At 46.3% G+C, this 19583-nt stretch carries 16 protein-coding genes; 12 read left to right on the forward strand and 4 right to left on the reverse strand.

Annotation, left to right across the window (positions count from 1 at the left end; translation table 11 throughout):
• Positions 1 to 400: 400 nt before the first annotated feature.
• The 4 genes from phaC to AC2204_RS18830 form a co-directional block, all read right to left on the reverse strand.
• Positions 401 to 2182: a class I poly(R)-hydroxyalkanoic acid synthase gene (gene phaC, locus AC2204_RS18815; RefSeq protein WP_318927358.1), complete on the reverse strand. Its 1782-nt coding sequence runs from the start codon at positions 2180 to 2182 to the stop codon at positions 401 to 403.
• Between the two features lie 68 nt (positions 2183 to 2250).
• Positions 2251 to 2598 carry a phasin family protein gene (locus tag AC2204_RS18820; protein WP_107285271.1) on the reverse strand — a complete coding sequence of 116 codons (348 nt, stop codon included), beginning with the start codon at positions 2596 to 2598 and terminating at the stop codon, positions 2251 to 2253.
• 117 nt (positions 2599 to 2715) lie between these two features.
• Positions 2716 to 3921 carry an acetyl-CoA C-acetyltransferase gene (locus tag AC2204_RS18825; protein WP_318927360.1) on the reverse strand — a complete coding sequence of 402 codons (1206 nt, stop codon included), beginning with the start codon at positions 3919 to 3921 and terminating at the stop codon, positions 2716 to 2718.
• Positions 3922 to 3962: 41 nt separating this feature from the next.
• Positions 3963 to 4703 (reverse strand): SDR family oxidoreductase, encoded by a 741-nt coding sequence (locus tag AC2204_RS18830; protein WP_318927361.1) that lies wholly within the window; start codon positions 4701 to 4703, stop codon positions 3963 to 3965.
• Between the two features lie 740 nt (positions 4704 to 5443).
• On the opposite strand from AC2204_RS18830, the gene AC2204_RS18835 reads away from it, so the two are divergent.
• The 12 genes from AC2204_RS18835 to gndA all read left to right on the forward strand — a co-directional run bounded on the left by AC2204_RS18835 (position 5444) and on the right by gndA (position 19464).
• Entirely contained in the window at positions 5444 to 6400 is a 957-nt protein-coding gene (locus AC2204_RS18835) for an AAA family ATPase (RefSeq protein ID WP_318927362.1), read from the forward strand.
• On the forward strand, positions 6397 to 7365 hold the full coding sequence (locus AC2204_RS18840; RefSeq protein WP_318927363.1) for a DUF58 domain-containing protein: 969 nt from the start codon (positions 6397 to 6399) through the stop codon (positions 7363 to 7365). The genes AC2204_RS18835 and AC2204_RS18840 overlap by 4 nt, the downstream gene beginning before the upstream one ends.
• Positions 7358 to 7903: a DUF4381 domain-containing protein gene (locus tag AC2204_RS18845; RefSeq protein WP_318927365.1), complete on the forward strand. Its 546-nt coding sequence runs from the start codon at positions 7358 to 7360 to the stop codon at positions 7901 to 7903. Before AC2204_RS18840 ends, AC2204_RS18845 begins: the two co-directional genes overlap by 8 nt.
• A complete protein-coding gene (locus AC2204_RS18850; RefSeq protein ID WP_318927366.1) occupies positions 7896 to 8861 on the forward strand; it encodes a vWA domain-containing protein in 966 nt (321 codons plus the stop codon). Before AC2204_RS18845 ends, AC2204_RS18850 begins: the two co-directional genes overlap by 8 nt.
• Positions 8854 to 10761 (forward strand): VWA domain-containing protein, encoded by a 1908-nt coding sequence (locus tag AC2204_RS18855; protein WP_318927368.1) that lies wholly within the window; start codon positions 8854 to 8856, stop codon positions 10759 to 10761. The genes AC2204_RS18850 and AC2204_RS18855 overlap by 8 nt, the downstream gene beginning before the upstream one ends.
• 4 nt (positions 10762 to 10765) lie before the next feature.
• On the forward strand, positions 10766 to 12448 hold the full coding sequence (locus AC2204_RS18860; protein WP_318927370.1) for a BatD family protein: 1683 nt from the start codon (positions 10766 to 10768) through the stop codon (positions 12446 to 12448).
• 284 nt (positions 12449 to 12732) lie between these two features.
• Positions 12733 to 13974 (forward strand): serine/threonine transporter SstT, encoded by a 1242-nt coding sequence (gene sstT, locus AC2204_RS18865; RefSeq protein ID WP_318927372.1) that lies wholly within the window; start codon positions 12733 to 12735, stop codon positions 13972 to 13974.
• A gap of 361 nt (positions 13975 to 14335) precedes the next feature.
• Positions 14336 to 15352, forward strand: coding sequence for a TRAP transporter substrate-binding protein (locus AC2204_RS18870; RefSeq protein WP_318927374.1), 1017 nt, complete (start codon positions 14336 to 14338; stop codon positions 15350 to 15352).
• Positions 15353 to 15445: 93 nt separating this feature from the next.
• Complete coding sequence (locus AC2204_RS18875; RefSeq protein WP_318927376.1) at positions 15446 to 16000, forward strand: TRAP transporter small permease subunit; 555 nt, start codon at positions 15446 to 15448, stop codon at positions 15998 to 16000.
• Positions 15993 to 17315: a TRAP transporter large permease gene (locus AC2204_RS18880; protein ID WP_318927378.1), complete on the forward strand. Its 1323-nt coding sequence runs from the start codon at positions 15993 to 15995 to the stop codon at positions 17313 to 17315. The genes AC2204_RS18875 and AC2204_RS18880 overlap by 8 nt, the downstream gene beginning before the upstream one ends.
• A 129-nt stretch (positions 17316 to 17444) precedes the next feature.
• On the forward strand, positions 17445 to 17978 hold the full coding sequence (locus AC2204_RS18885; protein ID WP_318927381.1) for a gluconokinase: 534 nt from the start codon (positions 17445 to 17447) through the stop codon (positions 17976 to 17978).
• A complete protein-coding gene (gene gndA / locus AC2204_RS18890) occupies positions 17971 to 19464 on the forward strand; it encodes an NADP-dependent phosphogluconate dehydrogenase (RefSeq protein ID WP_318927383.1) in 1494 nt (497 codons plus the stop codon). The genes AC2204_RS18885 and gndA overlap by 8 nt, the downstream gene beginning before the upstream one ends.
• Positions 19465 to 19583: the final 119 nt, after the last annotated feature.

A 19583-nucleotide genomic window follows, 5' to 3' on the forward strand; every position in this document is an offset into this window, starting at 1 on the left:
GACTGTGCCAATATCATTCCTCTGCAGGAATCATACTGTTCGGTCACTCAGTTCATTGATAAATCTTTCGACTTAACTTTTTCACGAGTGCCCACACAGATTGCATGGTCAAATTGTTAAAGAACGTTATTGCCTCGGCTACCTACTCGGTAGTTTGTCGTGACAACGGAATCGAATTATAGGGAGATATTCAAACATAACAATCGTTTTTTACAATTCACCTGCCAATAGCTCAATAATCAAGCATAACAAGGTAAGAATGGCGTGGAATAAACAATATTGTTTTGGCGTTCGTGTAACCCTAACATAGAAAAAGCCGACAAATGTTTGCCAGCTTTTTTCTATCTAGTTATTTAAGCAGCGCTAAGCCGGTTAAATAACTGCTTACACTACTGCTCTTTTACACCGTCGAAGCTTCAATCGGCAATGTTTGTAACACATATGAGCCCGGTGCCGCTGCTATCACAGGATAATTGGCATTTCCTGATGTTCGAGCATCAACCTGTTCACCTGTATTATAGTTCGCCAACCAGCTATTCCAGTGAGTCCACCATGAGCCATCCTGGCGGTTTGCTCCATTTAGCCATTCTTCAGCGTCTTCAACCTGATTATTATTCGTCCAGAAACCATATTTATTTTTATCCGGATGATTAACAATGCCTGCGATATGACCGGACTCACCAAGCACAAAGGTTGAATTACCATTCAGCATTTGAGCTCCACGGTAAGTACCTTGCCAAAGGGCAATATGATCTTCTTGGGTAGAGATAAAATAGGTCGGAACTTTAACTTTCGTCAGATCAATATATACGCCCCCCACTTTATAACCCTTAGGATCGACTAGTTTGTTCTCCAGATAAAACTGGCGAAGCAATGTACTGTGGCAAGCGACTGACACATTGGTACTATCACCATTCCAATATAAAAGGTCAAAATCAATAGGGCTATTACCTTTAAGGTAATTATTGATGTAGTAGTTCCAATACAAACTGTTTTCACGTAACAAGCTGAAGGTTACACTCAGTGAACGACCATCCATGTAACCCTTAGCTTCATTCTGCGCTTCAATTGCAGTAATAATTGGATCATTGATGTAAGCACCAATTTCACCTGGTTGTGAAAAGTCCAGTAATGTTGTAAATAGCGAAGCAGACTTAACACGATTACGCATACGCTTGGCAGAAAAATACGCTAACGCTGTCGCCAACAAGGTACCACCTATGCAGTAACCAGCAGTATTAATTTGCTTTTCACCCGTAATATCTGTAACAACATCAATCGCTTTTACAGTCCCATCAAGTACATAATGCTCAAAATCAATATCAACCATCGTTGCGTCAGGATTGCGCCACGACATTATGAATACCGTGTGGCCCTGCTCTACCAACCAACGCATCATCGAATTCTTCTCACGAAGATCCAAGATGTAGTATTTATTAATAAACGGAGGAACAATAAGCAGCGGTGTTTGATTTACTTTTTCAGTGAGAGGCTTATATTGAATCAGCTCGAATAGCTCATTCTTGAACACCACATCACCCGCCGTATTCGCAACATTGTCACCCAGCTTAAAGGCATTATCATTGGTCATGCGAATTTTGAGCACATCGGCACTTGCCTTCATGTCTTCCTGTAGCAGTTCCATGCCTTTGACTAAGTTCTCGCCATTTGTTTCAACTGTAAGTTTTGCGAGTTCCGGGTTGGTCGTTATAAAGTTGGTTGGTGAAAGGGCATTAATTGCCTGGCGCGAAAAGAACCCTAGTCGCTCTTTAGCTTTTTCATCTAATCCTTCAATCGAGTCGATGCTTTCTCTCATCGTATTACTGAAAAGCAGATAAGATTGTTTAATGTAGTTGTAGTACGCTTCGTTTGCCCATGCGGGATCACTGAAACGCTTGTCATCTTTTGCCGGCTTAACTAGATCGTTGTCTTCACCGCCATTCATGGCGACATTCTGCCAAATTTTCATTTGGTTATCCCACCACTCCATTTGCACTTTTGCAAGAACGGCAGGTTGTGCGGATGCTTTCTCAATCAGCTGTTTTGTATCATTAAGACTTACTTCGTTTAGCGCTTGATTAAGAGGGCTGTTATAGACTGTTTTGCCAGAGTTTTCCTTCCACCATAGCTGGTTTATGTCCTGGAGCTTGGCAAAATAGTCAGAAAAGAAGTTATAGTTCATTACAATGACCTCTGTACCTGGGCTAATAATGCCGCCCTCAGAAAGGGGCGGCAGAGTGGTCATATCACTTAAACTGGATTCACTTGCTTTACATTTTCAGCAACAAGTTCTTCAACATCATTTTTAAACGTCTGAGCCACTGCAGAAAATTTGTTGCTATCATCCATTAGCTGCTGGGAAAGTTTAGTTAATGTTTCTAGCTGCTGGCTATTGAATGCTGTCAACGATTCAAGATCTTTCACTTCACCCACAGCTTTAAGCTGAGATAAACCAAGATCGCTATAAGCACGTACAGCTGCAAGCTGAAGTTCAGTAAGATCTTCGACATTCTTAGTGAAGAGTTTGTTGAACTTGACGTAAGGTGCAAGTGTCTTTTCTGTTTGCTCTGAGAAAGATTTAAACATTTCCGTATACATAATCATAATTCCTTAAATAACAAAAAGTAATTAACGAAGTACCTGTCCAAGAATTAGTTTTTAATTCAGGCTGGTACAATCTGGGAACAACTGCTCTTTATCTGGAGCAACTGAGGGTTAAACCTTCTTCAATACGATGGCAGTACCCATACCACCACCCACGCAAAGTGTGGCCAGGCCATATTCCGTTCTACGACGACGCATTTCGTGTAGAAGGCTGACAATAATGCGGTTACCTGATGCGCCCAGAGGATGACCTAGTGCAATGGCACCACCATTAACATTAGTACGTTCGGCAAGGTCTTCAACCGAAGTGTTTAATTTATTAGCCACTTCATGCAACACACCCAACGCCTGCCCAGCAAATGCTTCATTAAATTCAAACAGACCGACCGACTGAATATCCAAATCAGCTTTACCCAAGGCTTTTACAACCGCAGGAACAGGGCCAAGCCCCATGACTTCTGGCGCAACGCCAGCTTGCGCATAGCTTCTAATTTCTGCCAGAGGAGTCAGGCCATATTTTTCAACCGCAGCTTCAGAAGCGACGATAATTGCGCTACCGGCATCATTAATACCGGACGCATTGCCCGCCGTTACTGATCCATCCTTTTTAAAGGCCGGACGTAGCTTCGACAGACCTTCAATAGTGGCATCGGCTTTAGGGTATTCATCGGTATCAACTAAGCTGGTTTTACGACGAACGGTCACTTCAACAGGTGCGATTTCATCAACAAACTTCCCTTGTTCGATGGCAGCCACTGCTTTTTGCTGACTAGATAAAGCAAAGTTATCTTGTTGTTCGCGAGTGAGGCCAACTTTTTCAACCACATTTTCTGCGGTCATACCCATGTGATAATCGTTGAAAACATCTGTCAAACCATCCGCAATCAATAGATCGGTCAGCTCCATGCTGCCCATTTTCTGACCATCACGAATTTGTGATGAGACAGCGAAAGGAATTTGTGACATAGATTCCGAGCCAGCAGCAACCACTAGGTCGGCATCGCCCGCTTTAATATGTGCAGCGGCGTCCATCACGGCTTTCATGCCACTACCACATACCATATTCAGGCTATAAGCCGGCACTTCATTGGGAATACCGGCATAAATAGCGGCCTGACGACCCGGCCCCATACCTTGCCCCGCCCCCACTACGTTACCGAGTACAACTTCATCAATTGCGTCAGCAGCTACATCGGCCTGGGCTAAAGCAGCTTTGATCGCTACAGCTGCAAGGTTCGCGGGGGAAACCGTTTTAAGAGCACCGTTAAAACTACCAATTGGTGTACGTTTAGCGGCAACAATAAATACTTTAGTCATGATCTTTTTGCGTCCATTCTTCAAACGTATTTAATACAGGCTTAGCGCATGTATAAGCCGCCGTTAACTGATAATGTTTCACCTGTAATATATGCGGCTTCGTCACTCGCAAGGAAAGTCACTGCAGCTGCAATTTCAGCAGGGCGAGCCAGACGTTTCATTGGAACTTCAGCTTTAATCCCTTCAAGTATCTCTGGTTTAATCGCTTCAACCATTGCTGTGCCGGTATAGCCAGGGGCTATCGCATTTACCGTAACGCCGGATCGAGCACCTTCTGCGGCGAGCGCTTTTGTAAAACCAATCATGCCTGCTTTAGCTGCAGAATAGTTGGTTTGACCAAACTGACCTTTTAAGCCATTGACAGAAGTGATATTGATAATGCGGGCATTGCCATGTTCACACATTACACCGAACAGAGGATGAGTCACGTTATAGAGACTGTTCAGATTTGTATTAATCACATCATTCCATTGCTCAACCGACATACGTTTGAATGTCGTATCACGTGTAATTCCAGCATTATTAACCAGCACATCAATGTAACCTTCTTCCTGCAACAATGTTGCAATCGCCTCTTTGCAATAGGCCGTATCTGTAACATCAAGCGGGAACAAGCGAACCTGCTCATCTGAATAATTATTCTGTTTAAACCATTCTTTTGCTTCTGCTTCAATTTTAGGGTAATACGAAGCAATTACACGATAACCGGCCTTCACTAAAGCTTCTGTAATTGCAGAACCCATTCCACCGTTTGCACCAGTCACTAATACTTTCTTACTCATTAAATCAGACTCCATCCTATCAATACAAATCACTATATGCCTGTAATCACTATATTTACCGTCAGAAAACACGTTATAAATATGAATATCAATCCAGATAGAACTTAAGCTTTATCCTTGAATATCTTTCCATCGTAGCGATTTAACATGACACATTTATGTTCCATTTGTTGCACAAGAATTATAAGAACACATACACATATCAACATCAATACACAGCATTGGTGGTCTTACCAATATACCTGAATAGAATCACAAATATTTTTCTTGCTATGCAAATGATACATTTATGCTATAAGCATGGGTTCTAAGATGTAATATTGATAATATGTTAAATAGCAAGGTGCGGATTTATACCAAAGAAGAAACAATAAGGTTAACGAACATCTGGCAGCATTATATTCCATGGCCTCGTGCATCTATGCCCTCGTTTTATTCACTAAGATGATTGAGCGAGCCTGGACATAAGAAACGAGCCAGGCAGTGTCTGGCTATAAAGAGACTGGTAAATAGTTTCATGCCGCAAGGTGGAAGAGATCTTCATACCAGATAGCACTTCTTCATGAATGAACATCTGAATACGCTATAATTCAACAAGGTGGCATCATGATCGAGCCATCACTGGACACCAATCGCTGAATATTATAAAAATCATACTGCGTGAACTTTATTGTATTTTCTTAGTCTGACTCTCACTCTTTCCTGTTGGACTGTTTGTATTCCAAGGACATGACCAATCTATGTTAGCAACAACTTTTCAACGTCTTAAAACCTACCTGGAAAGCCAGGTAATTGGACAGCCTGATCTCGTAAAACAGTTATTGATTGCCTTGCTTGCTGACGGGCATATTCTGGTAGAAGGGCCCCCTGGCCTTGCTAAGACCCGTGCTGTCAAGGTGCTGTCTGATTGCATTGAAGGCAGTTTTCACCGAATTCAATTTACGCCCGATCTGCTGCCTTCCGATCTGACTGGAACGGATATCTTCCGTCCGGAAACCGCTGAATTCACTTTCCAGCCAGGTCCGATTTTCAATTCACTATTACTGGCCGATGAGATCAACCGCGCCCCCGCGAAAGTACAAGCGGCGATGCTAGAAGCAATGGCAGAAAAGCAGATCACTACCGGTCGCAAAACCTATTCTTTACCTGAACTATTTCTGGTGATGGCAACCCAGAACCCTATTGAGCAGGAAGGCACCTATCCTTTACCTGAAGCACAGCTCGATCGTTTCTTACTGCAGCTCAATGTGAACTACCCGGATGAGGCCAGTGAACTGGAAATTCTGCGCTTAAACCGCGGCGAAGCCCTGGGGATTGTAAAATCAAAGCCTGTACAAATCAGCCAGGCGGAAATCTTTGCAGCCCGAACCGATGTATTGAACATCCATATGGCAGAAGATATCGAGCATTACATTATTCGCCTGACCATGGCGACACGCCAGCCTGAACGCTACAGCAAACAACTGGCGAGTTGGTTACAGATGGGTGTGAGCCCAAGGGCTTCTCTGGCTTTAGATCGCTGTTCCCGGGCAAATGCCTGGTTGAATGGCCGTGATTTTGTTACCCCCGAAGATGTTCAGCAGATGGCCTACCCGGTATTGCGTCATCGCCTGTTACTCAGCTATGAAGCACAGGCCGAAGGTATTGCGGCAGATTCCGTGGTGAGCCAGCTAATCGCTCAGGTTGCCTGCGCATGACACAAAGCGACATGACCGCCTCCCTGCCCGCCCACAGCGATGGGGTTAATCTATCGCTGGCAGAGTTGATGCAATATAAAAACCAAGCCATGCGGTGGTTGCCACCGGCGAAAAGTATCTGGTCACAACTTAATGGCCAGCACATGAGTCGCCAGAAAGGCCGAGGAATGAACTTCGCAGAAGTTCGCCCATATCAGGCCGGCGATGATATTCGGGCAATTGACTGGCGGGTTACAGCGCGAACCGGGAAAACCCACACCAAGTTATTTACCGAAGAACGTGAACAGCCTGTTATGTTACTGATTGATATCAGTGACAGCATGAAATTTGGCTCGCAACTGATGTTAAAATCGGTTCAGGCTGCGCACTTCGCCAGCTTATTAAGTTGGCTTGCGGTACGTGAGAAGGACCGAGTCGGTGCCATCATTTATGACGGTAACCAGCTTATAGAGTGTAAACCGACAGCACGCCAGCAAGGACCGCTCCGTGTTATCAACGCGTTAATCGGAGCACATCAGACTTTCGGTGAGCAAAAAAGTACCACGGTGCAAGCAAAAAACGGACACTCACTTCCATTTTCCGCTGCTCTCAAGCACTTGCACCACTTATGTCCGAAAGGCAGTGAAATTGTGATTATCAGTGATTTCTATCAGCTGGAAGATGGTGATAAACGTCGCCTGAGCCAGTTGCGCTATCACAACCGGATCCAATTTGTGCGGATTCATGATCCCTTAGAGCAAGGCCAAACTGCATTCAGGGGGAATGAAAATGTTACTGATAGTAAGCAATCACTCTGGCTCGATTTCTCCTCAAAGAAAACCCGGGAAAAACTCAGCCAGCAGTATGAAGCGCATCAATGCTTTATCCGGGAGATGACCCGGACGCTGGCGATCCCACTCCACGACTTATCTTCAGCTATACCTTTACTTCAGCAGTTAGGAGGTCAACGCATTCATTATGGCTGATCAAACTCTTGCTCCTCTTCCTATCGCCGATATTCATCTTCAAGCTATTCCGGGCATATGGCCCCTGGCTTGGGGATGGTGGTTATGTATTCTCTTTATGATTGGTGGTGTATTTGTTGCAGTTCGTCATCTCAAACAGTACCGCACAACTCAGCAAGCACGGAAAGAAGCCTTGCAACAACTCAAAGCTCTTCGCCAGACAGATCGTCTGGGCGATATCAATGACTTGTTACGCCAAGCAGCTCTGAGTTATTTCCCTCGCCCACAAGTCGCAGGGTTAACCGGTGAAAGCTGGCTGGTATTTCTTGATCAACAGTTGCCGGCTAAACACCGAGGCTTTCAAGATCATGCTGAACTATGGCAACAAGGGTTGTTTTCCCCGCAAGGGATCAACGGTGACGACTTCAAACAGTGCAAACGGCTTGCATCTGTCTGGCTGACAAAAGCGCTGCCACCGAAAAAAACGGCTTACTCCTTAGTAGATAGTCATTTATCCATTGGCTCATCTGGCGACAAAAAGGAGAACCGCGATGTTTGAATTCATCTGGATCTGGGCCTGGGCACTACTTCCGCTGGCCTGGCTGGTCTACCGTTTTAGCAAGCCAGTTATCAAGCCTGCGGCCATTAAGCTGCCTAAACTGCCCGAAGGGATCGGGCAACAGCAGCCGAAAACTATCTGGCGCCAAGTCATGATGGTCATTAGCTGGATCTGTCTGGTTGCTGCACTCGCCCGCCCGGTCTGGTATGGCGATCCTATCGTGATACAGCCGGATCACCGAGACATGCTGCTGGCCGTCGATCTGTCGGGATCGATGTCGATCCAAGATATGGTGACCACTGACGGCGAGAGTATTGACCGCTTAACCGCGGTAAAAGAGGTACTGTCTGACTTTATAGAGCACCGGAATGGTGACCGACTTGGTTTGGTACTGTTTGCCGATCATGCCTACCTGCAGACACCACTGACTTTTGACCGCAATACCGTTCAACAGCAACTGAGCCGGACCGTCTTAGGTTTGATTGGTCAAAGTACCGCTATCGGTGAAGGCTTAGGCATTGCTACCAAAACCTTTATTGACAGCGAAGCTCCGCAGCGGGTGATCATTTTACTCAGCGACGGAGCCAATACTGCCGGCGTTATCGAACCATTAGAAGCGGCAGAACTGGCGGCGAAAAGCGGTGTGACCATTTATACCGTCGGTGTGGGTGCCGAGGAGATGCTTCAACGCAGTTTTTTCTCGACCCGTAAAGTCAATCCTTCACAGGATCTCGACGAAAGAGCCTTAACCAAAATCGCCGACATGACGGGTGGTCAGTATTTCCGTGCCCGTAACCCGCAAGAGCTAAAAAATATTTATCAGTTAATCGATCAAATGGAACCTATTAATACTGCGCAACAAACCTGGCGCCCTCGTGACGAGTTATTCCGTTTCCCGTTAACCATTGTTTTGACCCTTTCCGTTGTCATCGCAATGATGAGGAGACGTCATGGTTGATTTCACCTTTCTCCACCCATACTGGTTACTCGCCATACTGCCCTTGGCACTGCTTTTGCCGTGGTTAAAAGGCAAAGCTCACCATTCGGGACTAATTGCCCCCCATCTGGCTAAACAGCTCGGATTTGAGCGTGGCAAAACAACAGCTAAACCTTTCTGGTTGTTAGGGATCGGTTGGTTACTGGCAGTCATCGCCCTGGCTGGGCCAAGCTGGCAGAAAACAACCCTGCCCGCATACAGTCTGTCAGGTGCACGGGTTTTAGTCATGGACATGTCACGTTCAATGTACGCCACCGACATAACCCCGAACCGCTTAACCCAGGCACGCTTTAAAGCACTGGATATGCTGCCCGGTTGGAAAGAAGGCAGTACCGGTCTGGTCGTTTATGCCGCCGACGGTTATATGGTCAGCCCGCTGACCGAAGACAGCAGTACATTGAAAACCCTGATCCCCAACCTGTCGCCGGAGATCATGCCGATTCAGGGCAGTGATGCCGCAGCAGGAATAAGAGAAGCGATCAGCTTATTAAAGCAGGCGGGTCACGCTGGCGGTGACATTGTTATGGTCACCGATGGCATGAGTAAGAGAGAATCGGAACAGGTAATGGATTTACTCGAGGATCAGGCATACCGTTTATCGATTCTTGCCGTAGGCACTCAACAAGGGGCGCCAATAAGACTGACGGATGGCAGACTGCTCAATGATAGTCAGGGGAAACCGGTTATCGCTCGGGTTGAACTGGATAATCTATTGCCACTGGTGCGCGCAACCAGCGGGAGCTTACAGTTATCGCAAACAAGCAACCGGGATGTCGATGCTATCATTGCTGCTACGGCCACACCGAGAGAACAAGCCAATAAGGATAAAGAGAAAGAGCTGGAAGATCGTATTAATGGCGGCTTTTGGTTATTGATCCCACTAATGCTATTTGCACTGCTCGGGTTCCGTCGTGGCGTGGTGATTGCAGCCATGCTGGTATTGATGCCTGTTGACCACGCTTTTGCATCACCATGGGAAAACAGCGACCAGCAAGGATACCAATCCTTCCAGCAAAATGATTATGTTGCCGCAGCCGAGCAATTTTCGGATCCTCAATGGAAAGGCATTGCTCAGTACAAAGCCGGTAACTATCAACAAGCCATCGAAACCTTAGCACCGCTTACTGATCCGACTTCTCGCTATAACCTTGGTAACGCTTACGCCCAGGCCGGACAGCTTGATGAAGCCATCAAGACCTATCAAGATTTGCTGGCGAGCAATCCGGAGTATACCGATGCACAAAAAAATCTCGATATCGTCAAAAAGGCCAAAGAGCAGAAAGAAGAAGAACAACAGCAACAGCAACAGCAACAGCAACAGCAACAGCAACAGCAACAGCAACAGCAACAGCAACAGCAACAGCAACAGCAACAGCAACAGCAACAGCAACAGCAACAGCAACAGCAACAGCAACAATCTGAGCAGAATAGCTCAGACAATAAAGAGCAATCATCAGATTCACCGCAAAACGACAGTCAGTCAGAAGATCAGCACAATTCCGAGAACAATCGTGACAGATCACAACAGGATAGCGGCGATAAACAACAATCCGCTGACAATGCTGATCCGCAACAAAATCCGGAGCAACAGCAGGAACAGGATCAACCACAAGATCCCAACCAGCAACAATCAGCTCAGCAATCCGCCGAACAAGCATCTTCCGAGGGGGTTGAAAACACCGAGCAACCGTCTCAGGCTATTGCGGCCAATGATGACAATACCAATCCGCTGTCAGCCAGTGACCCGATCCTTAAGAAGCTGGAACAGGTACCCGATGACACCAGCGGTTTGATCCGTGCTCAGCTACTATTACAGGCTCGTCAGAAACAAGCACCACAGTCTACCGAGAATTCATGGTGATACGATGAAAAGGAAAATGAATATTTTGTCTCAGTCAAAACGCCCAACAACTGCATTCCTGTGGGCAACAATGCTGATTATCGCCGGTTTCATGCCAGCCATTGCTTCGGCTGCACAGGCTGTGGCGACGGTATCGAAGAATATTGTCGGGGTCAATGAGGTATTCCAGCTGACCGTTTCAGTGGATGCCAGCATCAATACCAATGCACTGGATTTATCTCCATTATCCAATAGCTTCACTTATGGACGCCCGAGCGTCAGTACTAACACCTCAATGGTCAATGGTGTGATCACCCGCAACACGGAATGGAAAGTGGCAATGGCAACCAACGCTGTCGGGGAATTTACCATCCCGAGTTTTCGCATTGGCAGCTCAACGACTGAGCCAATCGTTATTCAGTCCTTAAAGAGCAGCAAAACCAACACGACGGATTCCACCAAGCCGGATATCAAACTTGATACCGAGATCGATAAAGAGCAGCTCTATATCGGCGAAAGTCTGCGCTATCGGGTGCAAATCCACATTGGCGAAAAGATGGATCAGGCCGCTTTGATTGCTCCTCAGGGCGACGGACTCGATGTTGTCCAAGACGGTGATGACAGACAAGCTGAAACCGTTATTAACGGCCGCCGCTATATCGTGATCACCCGTTACTATCAAATCACCGCCAATAAAGCCGGTTCGATCCTGCTGGAAGGTGCACAATTTAAAGGTAACGTAATAAAAGGCAGTCGAGGTTTTGGCTCCACTGTCAGTTTCCCGGTCGATAAACAAGCTCAAAACCTGTCACTTGATGTCAAAGGCAAGCCTGCTGGTTATCAGGGCTTATGGCTTCCTACCCCGGAGCTACAGCTTGAACAGGAATGGCAACCACAATCAAATGAAGTACGTATTGGTGAACCTTTAACCCGTATTATTACTCTACGTATTAAAAATGCGGCCCAAAGCAGCATGCCCAATCTGTCGCTGCAATATCCGGCCTCCGTTCGAGTGTATGACGAAACACCGGTGTACAGCAGTAACGATGGCTTCACCAGCATGACCGTCAAGCAGGTGATTATTCCCCGAGAGCAAGGTCAGTTAACCTTACCAGCCCTGCCGATAAACTGGTGGAATACGACCACAGGCCAGCAGGAAACCAGCAAGCTCGATGGTTTGTCCATTAATGTACTGCCAGGTGATAGCAGCAATACTGTCAGCATGCCACTGCTACCGGCGTTGTCAGATCCCCGCCCAACAGAAAACGCCACCCCGACCGAAGTCAAAGTAGTGACAAGTAGCGGATGGTGGCCATGGGCGACGGCCTTATTTGCCACTTTATGGCTTATCACCCTGGTACTATGGCTAAGGGCAAAGCACAATGCTCAAGCAACAAGGCCAACAGAAAAATCAAGTCAAGCGCAGGCAGTTATGAACCCGGTTCAACAGCTGATTGCAGCAGTAAAATCCGGACAGCCGCTCCGGGTGCAAACCTATTTCCAGCAATGGCCGAAGCAGCATTTGGACAACGCACTCGTCAGCCAATTAGAGAAAGAGGTTGCCGCAATGATGGCTGCCACTTACGGCAAAGAAAAAGGAACATGGGATAAAGCGGCCCTGCTGGCTCTTTTGCAACAGGCACAAAAAAACAAAGCTTACACAATTAAGCCTCCAGCATTGCAATCATTGGTGCCACCAAAAGGGTGAAAATCATTCAATAGGTGAATGAAAATCCGACTGAAAAGCTCATGCTGTGGTATGAGCTTTTTTAACAAATAGCAGCCGTTATTTATGAGTAAGGTTAACACCACAAACCAGGACTAAGACCGTTTTGTGATATTGGTCGGCTATCACAAAAATAAGGTTAAATAGATGTGACACAATAGTTTCTAAAAAGAGATCTGGTAATCTGTCGCAGATCCTGTTAAAAAATGTTTCTGAAGCGAAATATAACGCTTCAATACATATATAATAATTATGCAGGATGTATTATGAATCAAACACAACAACCTTTTTTAGCCCGAGTCGCCAACGGAAGTTTGGTTCTCCAAATTCTCGTTGGTATCATTGCAGGTATCCTCCTTGCGTCCATAGCACCCGAGTCAGCAGTTAATGTTGGTTTCTTGGGTGGATTATTTGTTAGTGCATTGAAAGCCGTCGCTCCGATCCTGGTTTTCATCCTGGTTGCCTCTTCGATTGCCAACCAGAAGAAAGGTGCCCATACAAATATGAAGCCAATCATTATGCTGTATCTTTTCGGTACACTGATGGCGGCACTTACCGCAGTAGTCATGAGTTTTCTTTTTCCAACCACTTTAACTCTTGTTGCTGGCAGCGCAAATGCAACGCCACCTGAAGGCATTGCAGAAGTACTGAATACCCTGCTATTTAAGATCGTAGACAACCCAGTCAACGCGCTCATGACAGGTAACTTCATCGGTATTCTGGCATGGGCTATCGCACTTGGTTTTGCCCTGCACAAAGCAAGCGACGCAACCAAACAAGTGTTCCACGACATGTCTGAAGGCGTAACCTCGATCGTTCGCTTTGTTATTCGTCTGGCACCAATCGGTATTTTCGGCCTGGTTGCGAATACGTTCGCAGAAACTGGTTTTGCCGCACTGGCTGGTTACGCACATCTGCTTGCGGTACTGCTAGGTTCAATGGCAGTCATTGCCTTTGTGGTAAACCCAATCATTGTTTATGTGAAAACCCAAGAAAACCCGTATCCGCTAGTATTTAAGTGCATACGCGAAAGTGGTATTACCGCTTTCTTTACCCGTAGTTCGGCGGCAAACATTCCCGTGAACATGCAGTTATGTAAAGATCTGGATCTGCATGAAGATACGTACTCAGTGTCTATCCCGCTAGGTGCGACTATCAACATGGCAGGTGCCGCGATCACTATTACCGTACTGACTCTTGCAGCCGTACATACTATGGGTGTTCAGGTCGACATTGCGACAGCTATATTACTGAGTGTTGTAGCAGCCGTATCAGCTTGTGGCGCATCAGGTGTTGCCGGTGGCTCACTGTTGCTTATTCCACTCGCTTGTAGCCTGTTTGGTATTCCAAATGAAGTGGCCATGCAGGTTGTTGCCGTTGGCTTCATTATTGGTGTGATTCAGGATTCAGCGGAAACCGCTCTGAACAGCTCTACGGACGTTATCTTCACAGCAGCAGCCTGTAAGGCCGCTGAAGCAAAGATGGTAACAGCGCAGACTAGAATTTAATTCTCTGATTAACACCATTTCTCCTAACATTAAAAGCGGCGGCCAACAGGTTGCCGCTTTTTTTTACACTCACCCCAAAGACTATGTAAATAATTGATAATCAAGAAAAATAATAAGTGTGTGATTTTCTTTTAATCATGCTTGATATTGCACCAATCCATACACACTGCACTTGATCAAAAGGTCCTTGGCTGACCCTTCACTCCCCCCTATTGTTATTGACATGTGAATATTTGTGATCCAATTCAAAGACAAGCAATCAACGTTACCGGTAACATGCACCCACAAAGGTTACCGGTAACATATTATTATTAGCAATAGAAATGCCCTATAACGACGTGAACAACCAAAGGATACCAATATGAAAAAAATAACGAAGACCTTAATCGCCGGAACGATCGCAAGCCTGTTATCAACAACAGCATACGCTGCTGATTTTACCTTCAAAATTCAATCTTCTGATCCTTCAGGTGATAAGAACTTCCAGGTTCAGCAGGCCTGGGCTGACCGCATTGAAACAATGTCAGCGGGCCGCATTGATATTGATTTGTTACCCGTCGGAAGTATCGTAAAACATACTGAAACATTAGGTGCGATAAAGATGGGCATCATCGACGGTCACATCACTGCAACCGGTTACTTTTCTGGTAAAGATCCCGCTTTTGGCCTGATTGGTAATATGGTCGGCGCCTGGTCTGACACGACTCAGTTACTGCAGTACATCAACTACGGTGGCGGCTATGAGCTAATGACGGAACTATATGCACCCTACGGTGTGAAGTTTGTTGGAGGCTCCACCACCGGGGTTGAATCATTTGTATCAAAAGTACCACTTAATAGCGTGGCTGATCTAAAGGGTCTTAAGCTACGTGCCCCTGAAGGGCTGGTACAGCAAGTCTTCGCGGCTGCCGGCGCATCTCCTGTTAACCTGCCTGGTTCTGAAGTATTCACCGGCCTGAGTAAAGGCGTTATTGATGCTGCTGACTATACGGTGTTCTCAACCAACCAGAAAGCCGGTATGAACGACATTGCAACACATCCCGTCCAACCGGGTTTCCACTCACTGCCTTTGATCGATATCTCTGTCAGCCAGAAGAAATGGGACAAACTACCAGCAGATCTGCAAGAGATTCTGACAACGTCTGTACGTGATCTTTCATACGATATTACCACTCAGCTTAAAATTGCCGATCAGCAAGCGGTAAAAGAAGCTGAAGAAAATCCAAACATCACGATTCACAACTGGTCTGCAGACGAACGTAAGAAATTCCGCGAAATTGCCCGTGAGCAATGGAAAGTATTTGCAAAACGTTCACCAAATGCGGAGAAAGTTTACGACTCAGTGACTCAGTTCTTAGAAGAAAATGCGCTGCTATAACACCTGATTTTCAGGTTACTTACAACAGCAAGCTCAATAGCGGTTTCATTATGAGGGCTAGTTCAGCCCTCAGCTCCACATGGACATCCTGCGATGAATACCAACAAATCAGCTCAAGAACCTGACGATGAAAAGCCTCGTAATCTGCTGGACGCTTTTATCATCAAACTTGGAAATCTCCTTAGCCTCTTTTTTATTTTTACTGTTGCGATTTCATTTTACGAAGTCCTGATGCGTTACGTCTTCAACTCTCCGACTATCTGGGTCCATGAAACGGCCTCGTTCATCGGCGGCTCACTCTTTGTATTCGGTGGTATTTATGCCTTTGCCACCAACAAACATGTTCGGGTGGTACTTATTTACGACGCAGTTTCGGTTAAAACACGCCATATCCTGAACATTTTCCACCATCTTGTAGGATTAGCCTTCTCTGGCATGATGACCTGGGCTTCTTACCAAATGGCTCACGAATCCTGGTTTTCACCATGGGGAGAATTGAGATTAGACTCCTCAGGCTCTGCCTGGAACCCGCCCTTTCCAGCACTGCTTAAAGCCATTATTTTTATAACATTTTGTGTATTAGTGGTTCAGTTTATTCTTCACCTTATTTTTGAAATCAATATCCTGAGGAAACAAAAAGATGTTTGATTTATCAGCGTTAGGTCTTGGCTACGGCAGTTTGCTAATGCTGGTTATGATGATTGCCCTTTTGCTAACGGGCATGCAACTGGCATTTGTTACCGGTTTTGTGGCTATATTTTTTACTCTGGGCTGGTTCGGCGTAGATGCCCTTCCTCTGGTAACCAGTCGCATGTATGGCTTTGTCGATGGCTACATCTTCCTTGCCGTTCCGATGTTCGTATTAATGGCAGCACTGTTAGATCGCTCAGGTATCGCTCGCGATCTATTTGATGCCATGAAAGTCTTTGGTCGCCGTCTTCGTGGCGGTGTCGCCGTCCAAACCTTGCTGGTTGCCGTGGTACTGGCATCCATGTCAGGCGTGATAGGCGGTGAAACTGTTCTGCTCGGCATTCTGGCCTTACCGCAGATGCTTCGTTTAGGTTACGACCGCAAGCTCGCAATTGGCACCACCTGTGCTGGCGGCGCATTAGGTACCATGCTGCCACCCAGTATTGTCCTGATCATCTACGGTTTAACTGCCAGCGTCTCTATTGGTGACCTCTTCAAAGCCTCGTTTTTACCTGCGCTACTTTTGGCGCTGCTGTACATCATTTACGTGTTAGTACGCTGTAAGTTGAATCCGGCTTTAGCTCCTCTTCCTACCGAAGAAGAACTGGCTCAAGATGCCAAACAACATCCTAGTTACTTTAAAGCCTTGTTTTTCCCCATGCTGTCGGTAGCCACCGTGCTCGGCAGTATCTACACAGGCGTCGCATCAGTCACTGAAGCTTCGGCATTAGGGGTTGTTGGTATCATGATTAGTGCGGTGATCCGTGGCGAAATGAACACAAAAATGCTTAAAGAAAGTGCCGTCGCTACCATGAAAACCTGCGGCATGATCATGTGGATTGGTATTGGAGCCAGCGCACTGGTCGGCGTCTACAACCTGATGGGGGGAATCCATTTTGTAGAGCAAACGATCTTCGCGTTAAGCGGTGGTAGCCCGACAACGACATTGTTAATAATGATGGCCATTTTGCTGGTTCTGGGCATGTTCCTCGACTGGGTAGGTGTCGCGCTACTGACCATGCCAATTTTCGTACCGATAATTACCAACCTTGGCATGGACCCAATCTGGTTTGGTGTCGTGTTCTGCCTAAACATGCAGGTTTCATTCCTTTCACCACCATTCGGACCCGCAGCATTTTATCTGAAATCGGTTGCGCCTAAAGACATCAGTCTGGGTGAGATTTTCAGTTCGCTACTGCCATTTATCGGGTTACAAATCATTACATTATCTCTGGTTATTATCTTCCCGCAGCTTGCTCTGTGGTGGCAATAAACTGATCTGAATATATTTGCTTTATTGCTGACAGATATATTCAGTGCCCGCAGTTCAAAAGAGATTTGTGATTTAAAAGATTGATCAAATATTGCCCTGCTGTAAGGCAGGGCCAGGAAAATACGCCTTATGAACAATAAAAAAATATTAGTTATGGGAGTATCTGGTTGTGGAAAAAGCCTTATTGGCCGGAATCTGGCCACAGCTTTAAATCTACAATTTTTTGACGGGGACGATTTTCATCCTCAGGAAAATGTCGAAAAAATGAAACAAGGTATTCCACTCACCGATAATGACCGTTTTGACTGGTTAACAAAACTGAATCAGGTGTTTTGTTCTGAACCAACCGCAGTGATCGCGTGCTCAGCGTTAAAACCAGAATACCGAGATATGCTGCGTCAAAACAATACCGAACTGACCATCATCTATCTTCAGGGTGATTTCGAGACCATCTGGAACAGGCATAAGAAAAGATCCGATCACTACTTCAATGGCCACACGATGCTTAAAAGTCAATTCGCCACGTTAGTTGAGCCGGAACAACACGAAGCTATCTTTATCGATATCTGCCACTCTGCAGATCAGGTATTAACCGACATCTTAGAAAAACTGGCTATCAATCAGTCATACCAGACTGAAAAAAAGGGAAAATATAATGACTGATACTTTGTGTAATATCGCCATGATTGGTCTGGGTGTCATGGGCAGAAACCTGGCGCTCAATCTGCTCGATAACCAGTTCAAGGTTGCCGGTTTTGATCTGAATCCCAAGCTCGTAAAGCAGGCTCAGGATGAAGCGAGCCAGCTTGGTAAAGGACAGTTTCTATCCTGCCAGTCTTTAGCTGAAATATTAAGCAGTTTGGAAAAACCACGGATCATCGCCCTGTCAGTTCCGGCAGGTAAGGCCGTCGACAGTGTCATCGCATCGTTAATCGATGCGGGGATTGAAGCCAATGACATCGTTATTGATACCGGCAATAGCCTGTGGACTGACACCATTGCTCGCGATGAAACGTACAACACGCTATTTAAGTTTTTCAGCACAGCCGTTTCAGGCGGTGAAATAGGTGCTCGGTTTGGCCCCGCACTCATGGCCAGTGGCTGTGCCGCTTCCTGGCAGCATATACAACCGATGTGGGAAGCTATCGCGGCAAAGGTTGATCAGAGCGGTTTACAGCTCCCACCGCTAAGCAGCGGAGAGCCTTGCGCAGCTTATATCGGCCCAAGCGGCTCTGGTCATTATGTCAAAATGGTCCATAACGGTATTGAATATGCCGATATGCAGCTTATTTGCGAAGTGTACCAATTCCTGCATCAGGTATTGAATATGCCCGCCCGTGAAATTGGCCAGGTATTTGCACAATGGAATAAAGGAATACTGAACAGTTACCTGATGGAAATCAGTGCTGATATTCTCCAGCAGCAAGATCCAGCGACCAAGAAACCTCTGGTCGAGATGATCCTCGATAAAGCCGGTCAAAAAGGGACTGGGTTGTGGACGGCAGTCACCAGCCTGGAAGCCGGCTGCCCAGCCCCGACAATAGCTCAGGCAGTGTATGCTCGTTCACTGAGTGGCTTAAAAGATCAACGAACGCTGGCCGCAAAATCACTGCAGGTGATCACGGACACGGCAATCTCAATCAATAAAGACACCGCTATCGAGCAACTTCACGATGCCCTCTATTGCGCCAAACTCTGCGCATACGCCCAGGGCTTCGAACTCATGAAAACCACAGCACAGCAACAAGATTGGCAGCTGGATTTTGCCAGCATCGCCAAGATATGGCGGGCGGGATGCATCATTCGGGCAATCTTTTTGCAATCCATCGCGGATGCATACACCGCTCAGCCAGAATTGAATAACCTGCTGTTAGATTCAACGTTCAGCCATGAATTAGAACTGCGCCAGCTCAACTGGCGCAAGGCTGTCGCTAACGCCAGTCTGCTCGGTGTCAGCTGCCCGGGCATTAGTTCCGCGCTGAACTATTTTGATGCAATGTGCAGCGAAACTTTACCGGCCAATCTGCTTCAGGCACAACGGGATTATTTCGGCTCACATACTTATTCTCGCATCGATCGGCCCGAAGACGAAAAATTCCACTTTATGTGGAATCAATCACCAAGAACAGAAGTAAAGATTAGCGATTAACCGGTCAATGGCCCTTAATAGCGAGGGCCTTTTTCTTGCAATCGCTTTCCTTGTTATTACATTCATATTCCTGCAAAAACTGTGTTAATGTTACCAGTAACAAGTACAGTGACGATGTG

The organism is Photobacterium sp. (assembly GCF_057456235.1).